Source organism: Dyadobacter sp. NIV53 (genome assembly GCF_019711195.1).
Taxonomy (GTDB): Bacteria; Bacteroidota; Bacteroidia; order Cytophagales; family Spirosomataceae; genus Dyadobacter.
Map to the genome: position 1 here is coordinate 6,508,735 of NZ_CP081299.1, position 19,184 is coordinate 6,527,918.

The 19,184-nt window shown below is 42.3% G+C and carries 15 protein-coding genes; 8 read left to right on the forward strand and 7 right to left on the reverse strand.

The window, feature by feature from the left end; translation table 11 throughout:
• Positions 1–144 precede the first annotated feature (144 nt).
• The 6 genes from KZC02_RS32670 to KZC02_RS26660 are packed head-to-tail and all read right to left on the reverse strand — an operon-like array spanning position 145 to position 6,403.
• Positions 145–276, reverse strand: coding sequence for a hypothetical protein (locus tag KZC02_RS32670; RefSeq protein ID WP_255637052.1), 132 nt, complete (start codon positions 274–276; stop codon positions 145–147).
• A gap of 15 nt (positions 277–291) precedes the next feature.
• On the reverse strand, positions 292–1,461 hold the full coding sequence (locus KZC02_RS26640) for a glycosyltransferase family 4 protein (RefSeq protein WP_221391441.1): 1,170 nt from the start codon (positions 1,459–1,461) through the stop codon (positions 292–294).
• Positions 1,461–2,459, reverse strand: coding sequence for a lysylphosphatidylglycerol synthase transmembrane domain-containing protein (locus KZC02_RS26645; RefSeq protein ID WP_221391442.1), 999 nt, complete (start codon positions 2,457–2,459; stop codon positions 1,461–1,463). Before KZC02_RS26645 ends, KZC02_RS26640 begins: the two co-directional genes overlap by 1 nt.
• A gap of 11 nt (positions 2,460–2,470) precedes the next feature.
• On the reverse strand, positions 2,471–3,631 hold the full coding sequence (locus KZC02_RS26650; protein WP_221391443.1) for a glycosyltransferase family 1 protein: 1,161 nt from the start codon (positions 3,629–3,631) through the stop codon (positions 2,471–2,473).
• Between the two features lie 13 nt (positions 3,632–3,644).
• On the reverse strand, positions 3,645–5,225 hold the full coding sequence (locus KZC02_RS26655; protein ID WP_221391444.1) for a glycosyltransferase family 39 protein: 1,581 nt from the start codon (positions 5,223–5,225) through the stop codon (positions 3,645–3,647).
• The gene (locus KZC02_RS26660; RefSeq protein WP_221391445.1) at positions 5,222–6,403 is read right to left on the reverse strand and encodes a hypothetical protein; all 1,182 of its coding nucleotides are present in this window, start codon (positions 6,401–6,403) and stop codon (positions 5,222–5,224) included. The genes KZC02_RS26655 and KZC02_RS26660 overlap by 4 nt, the downstream gene beginning before the upstream one ends.
• A gap of 305 nt (positions 6,404–6,708) precedes the next feature.
• Here KZC02_RS26660 and KZC02_RS26665 point away from each other — a divergent pair, with 305 nt between their 5' ends.
• Together KZC02_RS26665 and KZC02_RS26670 are read left to right on the forward strand one after the other, a co-directional pair.
• Entirely contained in the window at positions 6,709–7,071 is a 363-nt protein-coding gene (locus KZC02_RS26665; protein WP_221391446.1) for a hypothetical protein, read from the forward strand.
• 129 nt (positions 7,072–7,200) lie between these two features.
• Positions 7,201–8,490, forward strand: a complete 1,290-nt coding sequence (locus KZC02_RS26670) for an esterase-like activity of phytase family protein (RefSeq protein WP_221391447.1) — start codon at positions 7,201–7,203, stop codon at positions 8,488–8,490.
• A 148-nt stretch (positions 8,491–8,638) separates the two neighbouring features.
• On the opposite strand, the gene KZC02_RS26675 is transcribed toward KZC02_RS26670, so the two are convergent.
• Positions 8,639–10,195 (reverse strand): arylsulfatase, encoded by a 1,557-nt coding sequence (locus KZC02_RS26675; protein ID WP_221391448.1) that lies wholly within the window; start codon positions 10,193–10,195, stop codon positions 8,639–8,641.
• Positions 10,196–10,429: 234 nt separating this feature from the next.
• Here KZC02_RS26675 and KZC02_RS26680 point away from each other — a divergent pair, with 234 nt between their 5' ends.
• The 6 genes from KZC02_RS26680 to KZC02_RS26705 all read left to right on the forward strand — a co-directional run bounded on the left by KZC02_RS26680 (position 10,430) and on the right by KZC02_RS26705 (position 19,153).
• The gene (locus KZC02_RS26680; RefSeq protein WP_221391449.1) at positions 10,430–12,064 is read left to right on the forward strand and encodes a sulfatase; all 1,635 of its coding nucleotides are present in this window, start codon (positions 10,430–10,432) and stop codon (positions 12,062–12,064) included.
• Positions 12,065–12,641: 577 nt separating this feature from the next.
• Complete coding sequence (locus tag KZC02_RS26685) at positions 12,642–13,034, forward strand: rhodanese-like domain-containing protein (RefSeq protein ID WP_221391450.1); 393 nt, start codon at positions 12,642–12,644, stop codon at positions 13,032–13,034.
• Between the two features lie 64 nt (positions 13,035–13,098).
• Entirely contained in the window at positions 13,099–13,821 is a 723-nt protein-coding gene (locus KZC02_RS26690) for a thioredoxin domain-containing protein (protein ID WP_221391451.1), read from the forward strand.
• 149 nt (positions 13,822–13,970) lie between these two features.
• Positions 13,971–15,623: an arylsulfatase gene (locus tag KZC02_RS26695; protein ID WP_221391452.1), complete on the forward strand. Its 1,653-nt coding sequence runs from the start codon at positions 13,971–13,973 to the stop codon at positions 15,621–15,623.
• On the forward strand, positions 15,541–17,385 hold the full coding sequence (locus KZC02_RS26700) for an arylsulfatase (protein ID WP_221391453.1): 1,845 nt from the start codon (positions 15,541–15,543) through the stop codon (positions 17,383–17,385). The genes KZC02_RS26695 and KZC02_RS26700 overlap by 83 nt, the downstream gene beginning before the upstream one ends.
• 7 nt (positions 17,386–17,392) lie before the next feature.
• Entirely contained in the window at positions 17,393–19,153 is a 1,761-nt protein-coding gene (locus tag KZC02_RS26705; RefSeq protein ID WP_229253826.1) for an arylsulfatase, read from the forward strand.
• Positions 19,154–19,184 lie beyond the last annotated feature (31 nt).

Below are 19,184 nucleotides of genomic sequence, written 5' to 3' on the forward strand. Positions count from 1 at the left end.
GTAATTGCACTTGATGCGCCCATTTCTTTGTTGCAGATTGCCAGGCGGCCAGCAATGGCCGCCATTTTTAATTTGAGTTAAAAGGTGAGACTTTTGTTTTGCAAGTGCAGATGATGTTGTAATTGCTTTCATGTTAAGGAGCATTTAATCGCTTGTTTTGATTTTCACTTTTGCATTGATAAAATTACAATCAGGCCAGATCCGGTTCATATAATTCACACCTTTTTTGTGATCGTGGATCACGATATGGCCGTTTTTTTCTTTCCGGATCAGCATAAAAACTTTCCTTAATTAATCCGGCAGCTGCTCCCTGAAAACATTCAGATAAGACTTTACCATCTTTTCCCATCCAAAATTGTTTTTTGTATAAGACTTTCCGGAATTTCGCAAACTATGAAAATTGGCTGGCCCGCTGATAAAATTATTCAAAGCTGATACCCAACCGGATATATTTTCAGCAGGAATCAAGGTGCCGTTTTTACCAGGATGAACAGCGTCTGTCAGTCCGTCAATCCCGGAAGCAAATACCCAGGCGCCGCATAAGCTGGCCTCCAGACATACGAGCCCGAAACCTTCCATATCACCTTTTACCAAAATATTTGGCATCAAAAAAGCGTCCGTACGCACGAGAACCTGTTTGAGATGCTTGTTTGAAAGTTTTCCCAGATGGATAGCCTTTTCATTAAACCGTTTTTCTGAAAGCAGTCTGCGTACCTGGTTTTCGTCCGTAGGATATCCCAGCAAAAGTTCCAGCTTATTGCGGACAACACCCGGAATACTACTGAAAAGGCGGTCGCTGAATAATCTTTTTTTGTTAAATGGGCCAATAACCAGAATAATAAAATCGCCTTCCAGCCGCGGCAGGACATTTTCTATAAACCATGAGAAACCTTTGCGCTTTACCGGCCTTCCCATTACTGTCAATACAGTTTTACCTTTAAGACTGATTCCATAACCAGCTGAAAATGATTCAAAAAAATCTTTATCAGCCTCAGTGTCTAACAGTGAATGATCTACACCGTTATTGATTACGACCAGTTTCTGCGGGGCAATTCCACGATCTGTACAAGCTGATGCTGTAGCCTGGCTTACTGCAATGACCAGGTTGAATCGGTTGAATGCGGGCAGTACAAATTTTTGGTAAATACGAACTGGAAATACTACATCCAGCCCATGTACAGTGACTGCGGTAAAAAGATGATTATAAGATGTGTGTGTCAGGCAAAATGAAGCTATCAGTGCATCATTGAAATGGATAACCGAAATGGCCGGAAATTTTCGTAAAGTATCCAGGATCCTTTTTTCCAGAACCAGAAAGAAAAGTAACTTATTCTGTCCGCTGCTGCAAACAATAGAATGAACGGTTGCAAAAGGTTTCATCCCGTTAATCAGCTCAAAACTTTGCTTTTCCATACCGCCAACTGATGGAGGATATTTATGGCTTACAAATAATATTTCCATCACTGAGGGATTGTAACTTTTTCCTTTTTATAAATGATCAGATAAGCTGCAAGCCCGAAAGCAATCCAGAAAAGCTGCCTTGAACGCCTTAAAATCGAAACTGTTACCCAGATATCCGTATCAGGAATTCCAATCAATCCGAGCATAATCTTATTTCCGATCTCTTCAATCCCGATTTGGCCTGGTATGAATACACCGGCCGTTTTAAAAAGTACAATTCCCATATCTACCAGAAGAATCGGGATTATACTGGCCTTGACACCAAGGAACAGTAAAATGAAATAAATTTCCAGGGAACCGATTATCCAGTGCAGCGAAAAGAACAGCGTGCAAAAGAAAAGCCCTTTCCCATTTGTTTTAAAAAAGTACTTAAACCCGGTCAATACCTGTTTGATTTTCCAGTTGGGTAATTTCCTTTTTATCAATTGATACACTTTTGTTTGCTGTACTGCTTGTTTGAGGTAATTATTTTTTAAAAGAACGACAGTCAGGATGCTGAGAAGGATCACGACAAACAACGGTGTTGCCAACCAATGCTTTGGAATGGGCAATGATTTTTTTCCGGAAAAGAATACAAACGCCAGTGAAACAAAAAAGAGCAGGACCTGTGTGATGGCCATCATAACTCTTGAAACCAGTACGGAGGTAATGATATTTGTTTTATCAATTCCCTTTTTTTGAAGCATGTAAACTTTAACCGCTTCTCCGCCAATTACGCTCGCGGGGTTGACAAGGCTGACCATCTCTCCAATGTGCCTGATCAAAAAAAGATCCGTGGTTTTCAGGTTCACAGCCTGTTTTCCAATGCAGTATTTCCAGCCAACGGCGGCCAAATAATAGGCGGTAAAAGTCAGAATCAAAAGAAACAGAAAACCAAATCCAACCCGCTGAACGGATAGGATGACTTTATGCATATCGGTTGCCCTGAGAAGAAGGCCGAAGGATAAAAGAACAGCAATAGCAATGATGATTTTTAAAATTTTAAGCCGGCTTTCCATGCTTTTGCTCATTAAGTATGAAGGACGCCTGCTAAATTTTCGAGTTCCTCAAAATATACATCCGTTAACTTATCCCAGTCAAATCCCAGACTGTACTGCCTCCCGTTTTCAGAAATCATTGTTTTTAAATCCTCATTCTGAACCAATGCTTCGATCTTGTCTGTATACTCCACGTAATTCTCCGGCTGGCATTTGAAACCATTTACCCCCTGGATTATAAAATCTGCTGAACCGCCGCCATCTGCAATTACACAGGGCAGTCCGGAAGCCATAGCTTCCAAAACCACATTGCCGTAGGTCTCTGAAACCGATGTAAAAAGAAATATATCGGCAGAGGCATATAATTCAGCGAGTTTATCATGCGTAAGCTTACCCGTAAAAATGGCGTTTTTCATGCGCTGCCTGCAGGATTTACCGGCCGGGCCATCGCCGGCGATGATAAAATTGTAGCCCAGATTTTTGCTTTCGCAGTAATCGTAGATACTGATCAGCGTTTCCAGGTTCTTTTCCCAAACGAGCCGGCTTGCAAACAGTATGTTGGTCCCGTCGTTGCCCGTTAAGAGCCGTATAGATTTAACATTCCGTTTTTGAGGAGAAAATAACGTTGTATCTATTCCGCGTTTCCATATTTTCATCCTGTTTCGCTGTATACCCATTTTCTCCATTTCAATAATAATACTTTCAGAAGGTACATAGATCACATCACAGAAATTATAGAAATTCCTTTGAGAGGCCGCCACTCTTGCTTTGGCAAAACTGATCAGGAATTCGGCCTTGCTGAGATAATAATCCAGATAAGCAATAAAATGCGTATGGTAAATGGTTAATACAGGTAACTGGTTTTGCCTTGCAAAGTTAAGTGCAAAGATGCCAAGCGGGGAAGGTGTTGCAATATGGATAATATCAGGAGCAAATGCTGTCAGTTTTTGTTCCAGTTGTGATTCTGCCAGAAAGGGCAGGGCCATTGTATAACTATTATTAACGGGCAAAGTGATCGAAGGCACAAGCAGGCAATCAAAGCCAAACAGCTGCGACGGCCCGTTACCGCAAACAAACAGAAACTCAAATTGGTGGTTGGGTATACGCCTGATGATCTGGAACATAGTCCGCGAGGCACCGTCAAAATCTTCAATCAGAATTTCTGCAAAAAAGGCTACCTTGACTTTTTTCATATTATCCAAGTCATTATTTTTTTGTAAAATTCTTTAACCTGTAAACGTACCAGTACCTGGCAACGTTGCCATTTCTGATTTGTGGTGTCCTGTATGGTTTTTCAATAATTTGAAAAATTTTACCATAAAGGATGTTGGGGTCGGCAAAATCATCAGACGAGGTAATAAAATAGGCGTTCGAACCTATGGCAGGGCTTCCGTATATGACATTCAGCCAAACAAATTTATGTAACTCGTTGAGCTGGCCGATACCGGTAAAACGCATTTTTAAAGGATAGGCTACGTAATACAATAAATGACCACCGGGAAACCATTTGTGCGTAACAATGGGTGTTTCAGCAGACATCCGGCCGGTTTTTATATCGTTCAGCCTTAGTTTCTTGAATTCGTCCGAAAGTCCTTCCCATCCGGATATATCCAAAGTAAAGTCCCCTGAACCTGTTTTTGGCCACGGTCTGGTACTAAGTGTGCCCGGGTAAAAATTAACAAGTAAAGTCCCTGCAACTATCACAACTGCTATCAGAGTCGCGGAAATTTTCAGAAGCCTGGTGTAAAGATTGGTTCCGGATTTCATACGAAAGTCAATATATGCAGCTGAAAGGAGCATCAGGCCCAGGAAACCCGGCCCGCTCCAATGAGGGAGGGTAAAACGAAAAATGGAAACGAGCACAGTGCAGAAAATTATTGGCAAACTGCACCAAAGTAATATCTGAAGCACATGTGAATGGATCAGATATTTCCATTTTTTAATGGCGGCCAGCGTGATTAAAAAAATACAAACATTAACAGGGTTGTTGTAAGCGATCTGCCCCAGGGTAGTGGTTAAAAATAAAGCCAGGTTAATGCCATTTTTTACTTCAACCCGTTCACTATGAAAACGCCAGCTGATAAATTCATTTTGGAAATTCCAGATAAGAATAGGGGAAATAATTAAAAACGTCAGCAACAGGGAAACATATAAACAGGGGTTTTTAAGCAAACTTCTTTTATAAAAAAGGATATAACCCAGGAATCCAGACCAGAGAAAAATACCATGAACTTTACACATTATGGCCAGTCCGATCCAGACGCCGAGCATTAAAATTTGTTTATTTTGAAGGGCCTGGTTACTGACCGTGCTCAGTCTTAACATATGATACAATGCAGCCAGCCAAAAAACCAGTTGAACAGAGTCGGGAAGGATAAATAAACCGGCTATGATGCTCGTGTAAATGGACGTGTTGTATAATACGGCTGCAATAAAACCCGTCCTTTCGTTTTTTACCACCAAACCGCAACGGGCTATTAGCCAGGTGTTTAATGCAGCACCTAAAATGGCCGGAAGTCGTACCGCCAAATCGTTGATCCAGTGAAGGTTCAGTGTGAAAAGCCGGATAAATAACCCAACCATCGGAGGATGGTCAAAATGGTTCCAGTCGGGTTGTACTGCGTAGGTGAAATAGTACGCTTCGTCGTTGCCAAGTTCTACATAACAGGCAACGATACACCGGATAACTGTTGTAATAACAATCAGCCATTGTAAGTAAAAACTGTAAGGTTTGTTTCTCTTTATATGATCAGAGAACTGATGGCTTTGGCTGGTGGAAACGGTCATCTTAATGAAAATTTATGCCTTCCGGAACGCTGCCCGCTATTCATATTCAGCTGCCACAAAAACAACAGCCAGCCACATAATACAATAATACCCATTGTCCTGAACAGCATTGTTTCGTTTCTGTTTTCGTATACCGTAGTTTGCTGGTAACCCGACCCGGACGTAAAGAAAACTGGATTCAGGAATACCATAGTACCATTTTCGTAACGGAAAGTGGCACGTGCATAATGGTCGGTACTTTTCAGCTGAAAATCAATTTTATTTGTTTGCTTGTAATTTGCAATCACTTTTCCATTTTGTCCGGTTACCGTCACTTCGCTGGCGGGCTGGTCCATTTCCACACTTACGGATGTCTTGTTTACCTGTAGACAATTCAGGTGCGGAATAGAATCAGGGTTCTGTTTGTTACCAATAACAACACCATAGCTCTGGCCGGATTTGAGCGCTTGCAGGACATTGCGTCCGGTAGGTGCCGGTACGTTTACAAAAGTGCACATTTTGCCAAGTCTGTCTTTGGCAATTACATTATGTATATCATCATTTCCGACAATAAATACCTTTTTTCCAGCAGACAAAGCGGCATCCCATTGGTTTGTAGAAATAACGGATGGATTTAGAACTTCCATACAATCGTAATTCGACAGATTTTCAAAATCCTGCTTTGTGTAGCCGTTACGCAATTCGGGATGGTTCAGGATAACAACGCCGTCGGGGTGATACAGATTTTTAAGTATATGCTGCTTATTATGTATTGTTTGAGGTAATATATAGTCAAGCCATTGCACTTTATTACTGCCCAGAACCAGCTGATGTGTTTTACTGATGTTGTAACCATGTTCATACGCGCTGATAAAACCTACATTGTCTGCGTTGGTGGAATCAATATGATGATAGTTGGAAACACAATGGATTCCATAACTTAATGACTGATAGGCCTGGTGAATATCAGCAGCATCACCATGTCCGTTTGTAATGCCGTTCCATGCTTTGGCATGTGCATGAAAATTGCATTTCACCCAGCTTTCAGGTTTAATGGATTCATACGGATTGAACAGGATATCTCCTTCAAAAGCGGCAGGATCCTGAAACTGAAAACGCGCACAAAAAAAGTATTGGGACAGTACCAGCCATAACAGCCAGCTGACAAGCAAAAGCAGTACAGTACATAATGTTCTCATCCTGCAAATATGCGGCACCTACATTACTACACGATTAAGGAATTGAAAAGATATAGCTGTTTATCATAATATTTAAAATTTATGCCTGTTTTCAATACAGTTAATGATCCTGACAGTTCAGCCTGTTAAGGACGGAAGTCTGACTGATACTGATAAAATAAGAAATAGGTATGGAGAACAATATGGGAGTGCCTGACTGCATCAGGGGAAAAAAAGTTGATGTTAATTTTGTATTAAATTCGGGCTGGTTCCTTAACTTTGTATTCATTCTGACACCAATTTATCGTGATTAATTTCCCTGCCTCTTGCATCCTGGTTTTTTTTGTCTGTTAAACCGTTTACATTATGGTCAATGTCTCAACTCAGCGTCCGGTAACACAAAAGATAAAATAAGCTTAAACAGCCATATTTTCGCTGTCTATGATTCATGTGTTACCGACAGTAATCCCGATAGCGATCTCGCGTTTATTGAAGAACGTTTGTGCAGTGACTTATCCGTTGATCAGGCTGATCAGGATGAGCATTATTTCAGTACATTAAGTGAAGCCAAAACCTATGTTCATGATCATTTCAGTTCGGGAGCGGAGTATTTCTCTTTAAAGCAAAGCCATGATCCTGATAATTTTATTTTCTTGCTCATGGACAAGATTTCGTACTTTATGGCCTGAATTCCTGTCCGGCTTTTAATTAATCCAAGTGTTGGAATTAATTAATATTTACTTCATTTTGGACCCGAAGTGTTAACTTTCCGGTAAAACAAGGAAGAGTAATTTTGCTGAAAAAACAGCTTAATTTCTATGAAAATCAATTTATTCGCCGCTTCCTTCGTTTTCACTGCATCCATCGTTATCAGCTGCACCGACCACGACATACCGACTGATGAATTCCCGGAGAAAGCCCAGGCTTCAAATCCGGTTGTATTAACTGAGGCGCATGGAGTTAAGGTTTACAACGGCGGATTTGGATCTGCCCTGGTACAGGATCCATCGGACAAAAAAGTTTTTTACCTGCTCACCGACAGAGGCCCGAATATTGACGGGACAGTTGCCAACTCCAAAGTATTTGCCAAGCCGGATTTTGTACCTCAAATCGGAAAATTCCGGTTGGTTGGAGAAGAATTGGTTTTGGAACAAACGATTTTATTGAAAAATGAAAACGGGGTCAATTTAAATGGCCTGCCAAACCCGGTTGGACAAGGTTTTAGCGGAGAGCTGGCCCTGGATGCTATGGGAAATACGCTTGCAAATAGTTCTGACGGACTGGACAGTGAAGGCATGGCTATGGCCCCGGACGGAAGTTTCTGGATCAGTGATGAATATGGGCCGCATCTGGTGCACTTTGACGCAAGCGGAAAGACAATCGAAAGAATCAACCCGTTTGGAACAGGAAAGGGCGGGCGCAAAATACCGGCAGTATTTGCATTGAGAAGGCCGAACCGCGGTATGGAAGGACTGGCGATTACACCTGATGGCAAAACACTGGTAGGGATTATGCAGTTTCCTTTATATAATCCTACATCCGCAGCCATTGCCGGTACACTTGTAACACGCATTTTAGCTTATGACATAGCAAGCGGAAGCAGTAAGCAATATGTTTACCTGATAGATAAAGCCAATTTACAGGCCAACAGCGAAATCGCTGCAATCAGCAATACTTCTTTCCTGGTTTTAGAACGTGACGGGGAATATGCTACCAATGCAAACAAAGCAACGGTTATCAAAAAAATATACAAAATTGATATTTCGGGTGCTACGGATATTTCTGATCCTGCAAACGGAGTGGGAGGGAAGTTATTTGGAGGCCTTACAGTAGAGCAACTTAAAGACGCTGCCACTTTGCAGTCCAATGGAATCACGCCTGTCACCAAAACACTGGCGGCGGATCTGATGACGGATATATCAACGCTGTATCCGCACGATAAAGCGGAAGGTCTGGCGATTATCAACTCAACCACCATAGCGGTCTCTAATGATGATGATTTTGGAGTGACGGGTGCCGGAACATACATGGCAAAAATTTTACCTGCCACAGCAGCTTTGGACCGTAATACCATCTATTTTATAAAATTGAAGCAGCCTCTCTGGTAGGCCGGTTTAAGGTATGCTTTTCAGTAAACAGTTAAGAAATTCAAAACGGGCCGTTTCAAAATAAGTGGAACGGCCCGTTTTAGATTTTTTAGTAATTTCTGAATCACACGTTGTTGGCATTTCCCGAATTCGTTTAATACAAAATACCCTATTTCCCCACCATCCGGCTTCTGCCGTCCTGCCTTATTTTTGCAAGCAGCGCGGAAAGTTCTGTTACAATTTGCGGATGTGAAGCGGCAAGGTTGTTTTTTTCTCCGATATCATTTTTTAAATCATACAACTGTACTTCGGTATCATTTCCCGTTTCGACACCGGTAAGTTTGGCCACTTTCTGCCCTTGTGAAGGTTCGATGTATTTCCAGTTATCCTTTACAAGAGAAAATGCACCGCCCTGCTGAATGAGTACCTGCCTGCCAGCGGGTGATTTTCCTAAGAAAGTGTTAAAAAGATCCTGGCTGTCCACGCCATCTTCGGCCTGAAGTTTTTGACCGAAAAACCCGGCAAAGGATGCAATCAGGTCAATCTGGCAAACCAGGGCATTTGATACTGAATTTGGCTTGACCTTACCCGGCCAGCGAACCAGAAATGGCACCCTTGTTCCACCTTCAAATGCACTTCCCTTCCCGCCGCGTAAAACACCAAGCTGATTATGTCCGTTAAGCTGTGTAACTGCACCGTCCTCGTAACCATCATCAAGTACCGGCCCGTTGTCACTGGTGAAAATAACCAGTGTGTTTTTGTCCAATCCAAGTACTTCAAGTTTTTTTAAAATCCTGCCTACCGTCCAGTCAAGCTGTAAAATAGCATCGCCTCGGAGTCCGAGCCCGCTTTTACCCTTAAACTCAGTACTTGGCATCCTTGGTACGTGAATGTCGTTCAGGGAAAAGTATAAAAAGAACGGCTCCTTCTGGTGTTGCTCAATAAAATTTTCTGCCTTGTCAACAAAAACGTGGGCTACTTCCTCGTCAGTCCAGCGCGCCTGTTTTCCTCCCGACATATAACCGATCCGTCCGATTCCGTTAACTATTGTATTGTTGTGCCCATGATTGGGAGAAGCCTTTAATTTTAAAAGTTCAGGATTTTCGCTGCCCGTTGGCTCTGCACCGATTTTCTGTTTGTAATCTACTTCAATAGGGTCGGAGGCCTGTAAACCAACCACATTTTCATTTTCTATAAATACGGTGGGGACACGGTCTGAGGTAGCCGGGAATATAAATGAATAGTCGAATCCAACCGCATCCGGCCCTTTTGTGATCGGCACGTTCCAATTTATTTTCTGGCCTTCTTCTCCAAGTCCTAAATGCCATTTGCCGACGGCGCCCGTTTTATAACCCGCTTTTTGAAACACAGAGGGTAATGTTGCATGGTCGGTTGGAATAATCAGGTTAGCATCACCTGGCAATATACCCGTTCCTTTTTTACGCCATGGATATTGTCCGGTCATTAAGGCATAACGGGAAGGCGTACAGGTTCCGGAAGTCGTATGTGCATTGGTAAAGCGAAGGCCTTCTTTGGCCAGCCTGTCTACGGATGGGGTACTGATTTTTGTGGCTCCGTAAGCACTCAGATCACCGTATCCAAGGTCATCCGCATAAATATAAACCACATTAGGCCGGTCCTTTCTCGGATCCTGCGCAACAATTGTTAGTGAAAAAAGAGATAACCCCAGTACTAAAACTTTAAAAATCCGATATTTTTTAATCATAGTTATTTTATAAAAGAAAATTTGCTATTGTTATTAAAATCAAGCGGTTTATTGAATTTTGCGTGCAACCTGTTTATTTGTTTTGCAAATTAAGGATTAATACATTACTTTGCCTATCTATTTTATAGACTATTTAAATTTATTGCTTTTCGGAAAATAGAAATTTTGACTCCCCGGAAAGAAAATGGATTTACGCGATGCAATATATTTTACAGCCTTTTTGTTGAAATAAGCATGGAACGAGTTTTCCTTCATAAATTTTTCCCTGTTATAGTGTTGCTGATTTTAGCAGCGCTCAGTGTGGGGATTAAAAATTCGGTTGTAAATCCGGGTGACCCGAACCCGCCCAAAACAACTGCTTTTCAAAGTAAAAGTGCAAACTCAAAACGGCCGAATATACTTTTTTGCATAGCTGACGATGCCACATTCAGGCATATGAGCGCTTATGGGTGCAAGTGGTTACAAACCCCTGCTTTCGACAGGATTGCTCATGAAGGTTTGCTTTTCAGTAATGCCTACACGCCCAATGCTAAATGTTCACCTTCACGATCCTGCATTCTGACAGGAAGAAATTCGTGGCAATTGGAAGAAGCAGGAAATCATGTGCCTTATTTTCCTGCAAGGTTCCAAACTTTTGTTGAAACACTTGCTGAAAACGGTTACAAGACCGGATTCACGGGAAAAGGATGGGCACCAGGCAATGCAGGAGAAATTAACGGAAAACCGCGGTTGCTAACCGGCCCTGTTTTTAACGAAAAGAAACTATCTCCGCCAACATCTTCGATTTCCGACATTGATTATGCATCCAATTTTGAAAGCTTTTTAAGCGATCGTGAAGCCGGAAAACCATTTTGTTTTTGGTATGGAGGCCACGAACCTCACCGTGCTTATGAGTATGGTTCAGGTGCTGGGATCGGTGGAAAAAAATTAGATAATATTGATGAAGTTCCTGCTTTTCTGATAGACAATGATACGGTCAGAAATGATATGCTGGATTACGGTTTTGAGATCGAATATTTTGACAAACAGCTCGGAAAAATAATTGCACTGCTTGAAAAACACAATGAACTTGAAAATACACTGATCGTTGTTACTTCTGATAACGGAATGGCATTTCCAAGAGCGAAGGGTCATGTGTATGAATATTCAAACCATTTGCCTTTGGCCATAATGTGGAAAAACGGTATCAGTAATCCTGGCAGGAAAGTGGAGGAATACATCAGTTTTATCGACTTTGCACCTACCTTTCTTGAAGTAGCAGGCGTAAAAGAAAATGCTATGCAGCCCATCGAGGGTAAGTCACTGACGGATGTATTTAAATCGTCCGGGGTCAAAAACCGTGATCATGTACTGCTTGGAAAGGAAAGAAACGATGTAGGACGGCCGTCAGATCAGGGTTATCCGGTACGGGCCATTATAAAAGGAAATTATTTGTATCTGAAAAATTATCAGCCTGATCGCTGGCCGTCCTCAAATCCGGAAACGGGGTATATGGACACGGACGGCAGTCCTGCCAAGACAGTAATCCTTAATGCTGGCCGCCAAAACCGGAAGAATTCCTATTGGCAATTATCTTTTGGTAAAAGGCCGGTGGAAGAATTATATAATCTGAAAACTGACCCCTACTGCGTACAAAATCTTGCGGGTAAGCAACATTTGAAATCATTACAGAGTAGTCTGTCCGGCCAGATGGATAAAGAATTAAAACAGCAGAAAGATCCCCGGCAGTCGGGCATGGGTTATTTGTTTGACCAGTATCTTTATGCGGAACCCAAAGTCAGAAATTATTATGATCGTTTTCAAAAAGGAGAAAAGATTAAGGCTGGCTGGATCAATGAAAGTGATTATGAGCCGGCTGGTTCACTTTAAACAGGATGTTGCCTTGTCAGGATCTTTATTCATTGCAACAAATTCAGCGATGCACATCAAACATAGCCTGTCCGCTTAAAAATGAAAAAATAATTTGCATATGCATTTTTAATAACTTTACTTTGTCTATCAAATTAATAGAGTAAATGCTTTTCTTATCAGCCACCGGTAGGGATAGTAACTCGGCAAATTTTAATCAACATGATGATGATTTTACATGGTGCAATAATGATTAGCACAAAAAGCAAGGTGGCTAACTTCCAGACTTCTATGCGGAAAATACTTCATTCTTCCGTATTTCCTTTTCTCAAAAATTCTCCTTGTCAGGATACCTGATTTTACCTGTACTATTCCGTATGGCTTCTGCCCGACTAACAAGTTTTTTGGTCTGTCAGGTAAAGTTTTTTCAACATTAAGCCGTCATTTTTAAACATTAGCGACGGAAATAATGAAGCCAAAATCAGGTTTATTGTTTTGCGTATATACTGTAACGTGTTATTGTGCACAGGCATTTTATTAGAGTGAATTGAATTCAGGCAGATCAAAAAAAATCATATTAATTCATTGTAACTGAAAAATGAAAACGAAAATAATTTTAGTATTTATTTTTTTTAGCGCACTAAGCACGGCTTACGCCCAACCGGTACAGAAAAAAATCGCCGATACTGAAAAGTCAGCTACGTCGATTCAGGATGAAGTTAAATCAGGAAAAGCTTACCTGATTGACGTCCGCACTGCCCGGGAATACCAGTCGGGCCACCTGAAACAAACCCGTAATATTGATTACAACAGTCCGGGTTTTGGGGCTGCCATCAGCAAATTAAACAAAACAAAGCCCGTTTATCTCTACTGCCGGTCTGGAAACAGAAGCGGTAAAGCACTCGATTCTTTAAAGGCACTGGGGTTTAAGAGTTATTATAACCTGGGCGGATTAGAGCAACTCAAAACGGAAGGTTTTGCCGCAGAATAACGGTCAAAGTCTGATACCTGATGATTTCCATTTTAATTACCTATAAACCTAATATTTAGAAAGTATGAAAAATTTTAAAGTTTGTGGATTCGTGCTGATCGCACTGTTTTTACAAAATCTTTCGTTTGCCCAAAATTCACCAAAACCAGATTTACTGACATTTGAGCAATTTGAAGCTAAGCTGGCAGCAGCAGGAAAAAATGCCCAGATTCTGGATGCGCGTTTGCCGGAGGAGTTTACGCAGAATCATCTGGAAGGGGCGGTTAATTTCAATATTATCAGCAAAGAGGAACTCGAAAAGCAAAGTGCCCGGCTCGACAAGAATAAACCTGTTTTCATTTATTCCATAGGCAGTGGCCGTAGCAGTATACTGGCCAAGGATTTAAAAAATAATGGCTTCAAAGACGTAACGGTTGTACCGGGAGGCCTGAGCAAATGGATTGGTTTGGGCAAACCAGTTATTTCAACCGTTGGAAAAGGGCTGTCTAAAGAGGATTACCTGGCTTCACTGAAAAGTGACAAACTTGTGCTGGTTGACTTTGGATCACGATATTGCCCGGGCTGTAAAAAACTGGATCCAACTATTGATTCGCTTAAAAATGAACAGGCAGGCAGTTTAAAAGTGATCAAGATCGAGGCATACGAAAATAAGGATCTTGTCAAACAACTAGGTGTCGTAGGTCTTCCAACGCTAATACTATACAGAAATAACGAGGTTGTCTGGGAGAAAAAAGGCGGTGTTTCCAAAGCTGAAATTGAAAAAGTAATAGCCGGACAAACTTTGTGATATTAGTTTTTTACTACTAATATCCGTCCGACAGAGAAAAAGCTGTCCGACCGAACCTCCGGTCGGACAGCTTTTCCACCATCCAACCGGTAACAAAAAACACATTGCTGAATTCCACAAAATTTTAAGACTAAATCTATCCCTTTCCAATGAAGTTTAAATTGCTGATCTGCCTGCTGCTTTTGGATAGCGCAGGTATAGTGTTTGCCCAAAAAAATAAAAAAGCAGATTCCAGGCCTAATATCATTCTGATCATGGTAGATGACCTGGGATTTTCGGATATTGGCCCGTTTGGCTCTGAGATACAAACGCCTAACCTCAATTCCCTGGCAACTGAAGGTATTCGATTCCGGGAATTTTACAACAATTCCATCTGTGCACCAACACGTGCGTCGCTGATTACAGGCCAGTATCAGCACAAAGCAGGAGTGGGTTATTTCAATGTCAATCTCGGGCTTCCTGCATATCAGGGATACCTGAATAAAGAATCACTGACGTTTGCAGAAGTTTTACGGAATGCCGGATACAGTACACTGATGAGCGGAAAATGGCATGTTGGTAACGACAGCATTGCATGGCCGAACCAGCGCGGTTTCGATCATTTTTATGGGTTTATTAACGGCGCCAGCAATTATTTCGATCTTGGTGAATACGGAAAAGGGCCTGCCGTAGAACTGGTGAAGGATAATATCCGCACCAATCTGAAACCTGGGCAATACCTGACCAATGAAATAACCAGCAATGCCCTCGAATTTCTGGATGACCAGAATAAAAGCGGTAAGCCGTTTTTCCTGTATGTTGCTTACAATGCACCGCACTGGCCATTGCAGGCATTACCGGAAGATATTGCAAAATATAAAGGCAGGTACAGTATTGGCTGGGATTCATTACGCAGCCAGAGGATTGTGCAGCAGAAAACTTTGGGTATTTCAGATCCGAAACAAGCCATCGCCAAACGCGATCCGGAAGTTCCGCTTTGGGAGAATGTCAGTTTTGATGAAAAAAAGTTATGGGAAGCAAAAATGGAAATTTATGCTGCCATGGTCGACCGCGTTGACCAGAATATTGGTCGTCTCCTTGATAAGCTGAAAGAACTAAAAAAGGATGAAAACACACTGATCGTATTCATTTCTGATAATGGTGCACAGGGAGGATATACGCCAAAAGGAAGAAAACCCCCACGCAATACCGGGCCCTTGGGAACCGCCGGGTCATACGGATATCAGGAACAGAGCTGGGCTTATGTTTCCAATACACCACATACCAGTTATAAGAATAATATGCACGAAGGAGGGATCAGTGCACCATTTATTGCCTGGTTTCCCAAAAAGATCAAGGCAGGAAGTATTGTCAAAGGAACCGGGCACCTGATTGATCTTGCTCCCACATTTTACGAATTGGCAGGTGCCGGATATCCGTCACAGTTCAAAGGCGTTACCACCAATCCACTTGCCGGGAAAAGCCTGCTTCCTGTCCTGACAGGCAATGGAGATGTGGTAAGCAGGGGAGAGCCGATATTCTGGGAAAGAGCTGGTAACAGAGCAGTGAGGAAAGGAAACTGGAAAATTGTATCTACCTATCCATCATACAAATGGGAATTATACGACCTGGAAACAGACAGGGGAGAAACAAGGGATATTTCAGCGGCTCACACCGAGGTGGTTAATGAACTTTCGGCAGATTATAACAAATGGGCAGATAAAACCGGTGTGGTGGATTATGATAAAATCAAACCCGCCAATCAATCCGGGCCCGCTCCGGAGGCACCAGTTGCAGGCCGAGGCAGACAAGGAAACAACTGACCCGTCGAAACGAATGAAAAAAATACTTTTAAGCCTGGTTTTCCTCACGGGTTCCTTTGCGGTTTTGGCTCAAAATAAAAAAATAAAACCCAACATAATCCTGATCATGACGGACGATCAGGGTTATGGGGATTTTGGCTTTACCGGAAATCCATACATAAAAACACCAAACATTGATAAACTCGCGGGCAGATCTGTCCGGTTAACCAATTATCACAATTCACCGGTTTGTGCGCCTACAAGGGCAAGCCTGCTTACGGGACGATACGCCCAGCGGACAGGTGTGCACGATACCTATAACAATGGCGCTATTATGGCAGCCGAGGAAATCACAATAGCTGAAATACTGGCTAAAAATGGATATAAAACAGGTATCGCAGGAAAATGGCATCTTGGAGACAATTACCCGTTCCGCGCTTCCGACCAGGGATTTCAGTACAGTTTGGTACATGGGGGCGGCGGGATAGGCCAGCCGGGCGATCATATTGCGAACTTTACCAGGCCGGATAGCAGCTATTTCAATTCAGTGCTTTCTGAAAACAACAAACTGGTTTATCCCAAAGGTTATTGTTCAGATATTTTCACGGATGCCGCCATTAAATTTCTTCGGGATAATTCCGGCAACCCGTTTTTCCTATATCTTTCTTTTAATGCCCCCCATACTCCATTACAGCTTCCCGGGAAATATGAAGAACAGTATAAAAACCTAAAATTTGATTCTGCTTTTGATCAGGACCCAGCCAAACCCTGGTCTGAAATGACAACGGCCGATAAGGAAAATGCACGTAAAGTGTATGGAATGGTAACGAATATTGATGATAATATCGGCAGGTTACTTACAGAACTGAAAACCCGGAAACTTGAAGAAAATACCATTGTGATATTTCTGACAGACAATGGAAATCAGCAGCTCCGGTATAATGGCGGTTTCAGGGGTTTGAAAACTTCCGTTTATGAAGGAGGGACTCTTGTGCCATTTCTGATTTCCGGTGCAGGGTTACCTGAAAATAAAGAAGTAGACGCCCTGGTTGCCCACGTTGATATAATGCCAACTATCCTGGAAGCGGCAGGAATTCCGTTTCCTAAGGAAATACAAACCGACGGGCAATCGGTTTTACAACTGTTATCGGGCAAACAAAATACTAACGAACGCCTTTTTTACAACAGCTGGAACCGTGGCTGGCCTGAACCTTACCGCAATGCTGCCATATATCAGGGAGATTTCAAACTGGCAGCCGTAAATGCTTCGGAAGATATCAGCTCATTTGGCCTTTTTAACCTGAAATCGGATCCTTTTGAAAAGGAAAACCTGGTTGAGCAAAATCCGGTTCTAGCTAATAAACTGAAACAGAAACTCGACAGTGTTTTTACGGATATTTCAAAAAGCCCTCATTTAAGTGTGAGAAGAATAGCGGTTGGGACGAAATATGAAAATCCGGTTACACTGACCCGGCAGGATCTGGGCGGGGTTGGAGTAAAAGACTGGGAAGGAGAAAGTGCATTTGGAACATGGACGGTGCAGGTAAAAACAGAAGGCAGTTACGATTTTAAACTGATCAGCATTAAACCGGTTCCAGCAGGTACAAGAGCACTGGTCAGGCTTGGACAAATTCAGAGAAGCAAGGTAGCGGATGGAAAAGAGCAGCATGTTTCCCTGACAAATATCTATTTGAAGCCCGGGAATTATGACATCGAGTCTTGGTTTGAGAATGGAAATAAAACAACCGGCCCGTATTATCTTGAAGTGTTCAAAAGACCTTAATTGTTCAATGGACGGTTTTTATTTGGGAGCATTCGGGAATAATTCGTATAATCGGCATCATCCAAAATCTCCTTCCGTGCGTCAGTTTGATAGCCGAATGCCGACGGCCGATAGTATTACAAAAGAATTCGTGATAACATCTGATATGAATATATTTAAATGGAGAACCCTGGTATTAATATTGACCTTACTGGCCACAATAAATTTTAATACTGCTGCACAGCAAACTTCTAAAACCAGAAAAACAGATCGCCCGAATATTATTGTTATTCTGGCCGATGACATGGGTTTTTCTGATATTGGTTGTTACGGAGGTGAAATCCCGACGCCAAATATTGACATGCTGGCTAATAAAGGTTTAAGGTTTTCACAGTTTTATAATAATGCAAGGTGCTGTCCGACAAGGGCAAGTTTGCTAACAGGATTGTTTCCGCATCAGGCTGGTATTGGCCGTATGTCGGAAGACCCTGAGGACCCGAAAGCCAACGATGAAGGAACGGACGGATACCGCGGTTATCTCACAAAAAATTCCGTAACTATTTCCGAAATTTTAAAAACCGGCGGATACCATACATATATGTCAGGCAAATGGCATGTAGGTATGCATGGAAAAGAGAAATGGCCTTTGCAGAGAGGTTTTGATAAATTTTATGGAATACTTTCAGGCGGTTCGAGTTATCTGAAACCCTTTCCACCGCGGGGAATAACATCCGGCAACAGCGATCCACAGTATGATTTTCCTGATGATTTCTACACGACAAATGCTTTTACCGACAATGCCATCAGTTTTATAAGTGAACAAAAGGATACTAAACCGTTCTTTTTATATCTGGCTTATACGGCTCCGCACTGGCCATTGCAGGCACAGGAAAAGGACATAGCCTTATTTCAGGATAAATATCTTGTTGGCTGGGATTCCGTAAAACATGAAAGGTTGAGAAAACAAACCGCAATGGGCCTTAATAAACCAGAGTGGGGACTTGCTCAAAAAGAAATGCGCCCGTGGAAGGAACTCAATGCAGCGGAACAAAAGGATGTTGCTTACCGGATGAGTGTTTACGCGGCCCAGGTTTATCGTATGGATCAAAATATTGGAAAGTTACTGGCTGCTTTAAAAAAAGACAACAAACTCGACAATACCCTGATCGTGTTTCTCTCCGACAACGGAGCCTGTGGGGAACCGTATCAGGAACTTGGCGGCAAGGCACAGGAGGAAGTAAATGATCCGGGTAAATTCTGGCTGGTTTCTTACGGAACGGGTTGGGCCAACACGTCGAATGCACCCTTTAAAAAATGGAAGAATTCCACTTACGAGGGAGGTATTGCCGCACCATTCATCGCATACTGGCCAAATGGTATCAAAGAGAAATCCGGAAAATGGAGTACTACACCTCATCATATTATTGATCTTTTACCTACACTGATTGACATTGCCGGTGCAAAATATCCTGATTCGTTTAACGGCAGCACTGTCATCCCTTCTGAGGGTTTAAGTATGTTACCCGATTTTACAAAAGGAGATACCAAAACCCATGATTATATGTACTGGGAACACGAAGAAAATTGTGCCGTGCGACATGGTAACTGGAAAGGTATAAAACGCCTGCCCGCCGGAAAATGGGAGCTCTATGATCTGGAACTTGACCGTACGGAAAGAAACAATGTTGCTGACCTTCACCCGGACGTTGTTAAAGATTTGAACGATAAATGGCAAACCTGGGCGGATACCCACAAGGTATTTCCGAAAGGAAGCCGCTACACCAGATAGTCGTCTGTTTCCTTATAATTAATCTACCTGG

What these genes read in the sequence shown, in the direction of transcription:
- KZC02_RS32670 (WP_255637052.1), bottom strand. Translation starts at nt 276, where the DNA reads ATGCTGATCCGGAAAGAAAAAAACGGCCATATCGTGATCCACGATCAC.
- KZC02_RS26640 (WP_221391441.1), bottom strand. Translation starts at nt 1,461, where the DNA reads ATGGAAATATTATTTGTAAGCCATAAATATCCTCCATCAGTTGGCGGT.
- KZC02_RS26645 (WP_221391442.1), bottom strand. Translation starts at nt 2,459, where the DNA reads ATGGAAAGCCGGCTTAAAATTTTAAAAATCATCATTGCTATTGCTGTT.
- KZC02_RS26650 (WP_221391443.1), bottom strand. Translation starts at nt 3,631, where the DNA reads ATGAAAAAAGTCAAGGTAGCCTTTTTTGCAGAAATTCTGATTGAAGAT.
- KZC02_RS26655 (WP_221391444.1), bottom strand. Translation starts at nt 5,225, where the DNA reads ATGACCGTTTCCACCAGCCAAAGCCATCAGTTCTCTGATCATATAAAG.
- KZC02_RS26660 (WP_221391445.1), bottom strand. Translation starts at nt 6,403, where the DNA reads ATGAGAACATTATGTACTGTACTGCTTTTGCTTGTCAGCTGGCTGTTA.
- KZC02_RS26670 (WP_221391447.1), top strand. Translation starts at nt 7,201, where the DNA reads ATGAAAATCAATTTATTCGCCGCTTCCTTCGTTTTCACTGCATCCATC.
- KZC02_RS26675 (WP_221391448.1), bottom strand. Translation starts at nt 10,195, where the DNA reads ATGATTAAAAAATATCGGATTTTTAAAGTTTTAGTACTGGGGTTATCT.
- KZC02_RS26680 (WP_221391449.1), top strand. Translation starts at nt 10,430, where the DNA reads ATGGAACGAGTTTTCCTTCATAAATTTTTCCCTGTTATAGTGTTGCTG.
- KZC02_RS26685 (WP_221391450.1), top strand. Translation starts at nt 12,642, where the DNA reads ATGAAAACGAAAATAATTTTAGTATTTATTTTTTTTAGCGCACTAAGC.
- KZC02_RS26690 (WP_221391451.1), top strand. Translation starts at nt 13,099, where the DNA reads ATGAAAAATTTTAAAGTTTGTGGATTCGTGCTGATCGCACTGTTTTTA.
- KZC02_RS26695 (WP_221391452.1), top strand. Translation starts at nt 13,971, where the DNA reads ATGAAGTTTAAATTGCTGATCTGCCTGCTGCTTTTGGATAGCGCAGGT.
- KZC02_RS26700 (WP_221391453.1), top strand. Translation starts at nt 15,541, where the DNA reads ATGATAAAATCAAACCCGCCAATCAATCCGGGCCCGCTCCGGAGGCAC.
- KZC02_RS26705 (WP_229253826.1), top strand. Translation starts at nt 17,393, where the DNA reads ATGGACGGTTTTTATTTGGGAGCATTCGGGAATAATTCGTATAATCGG.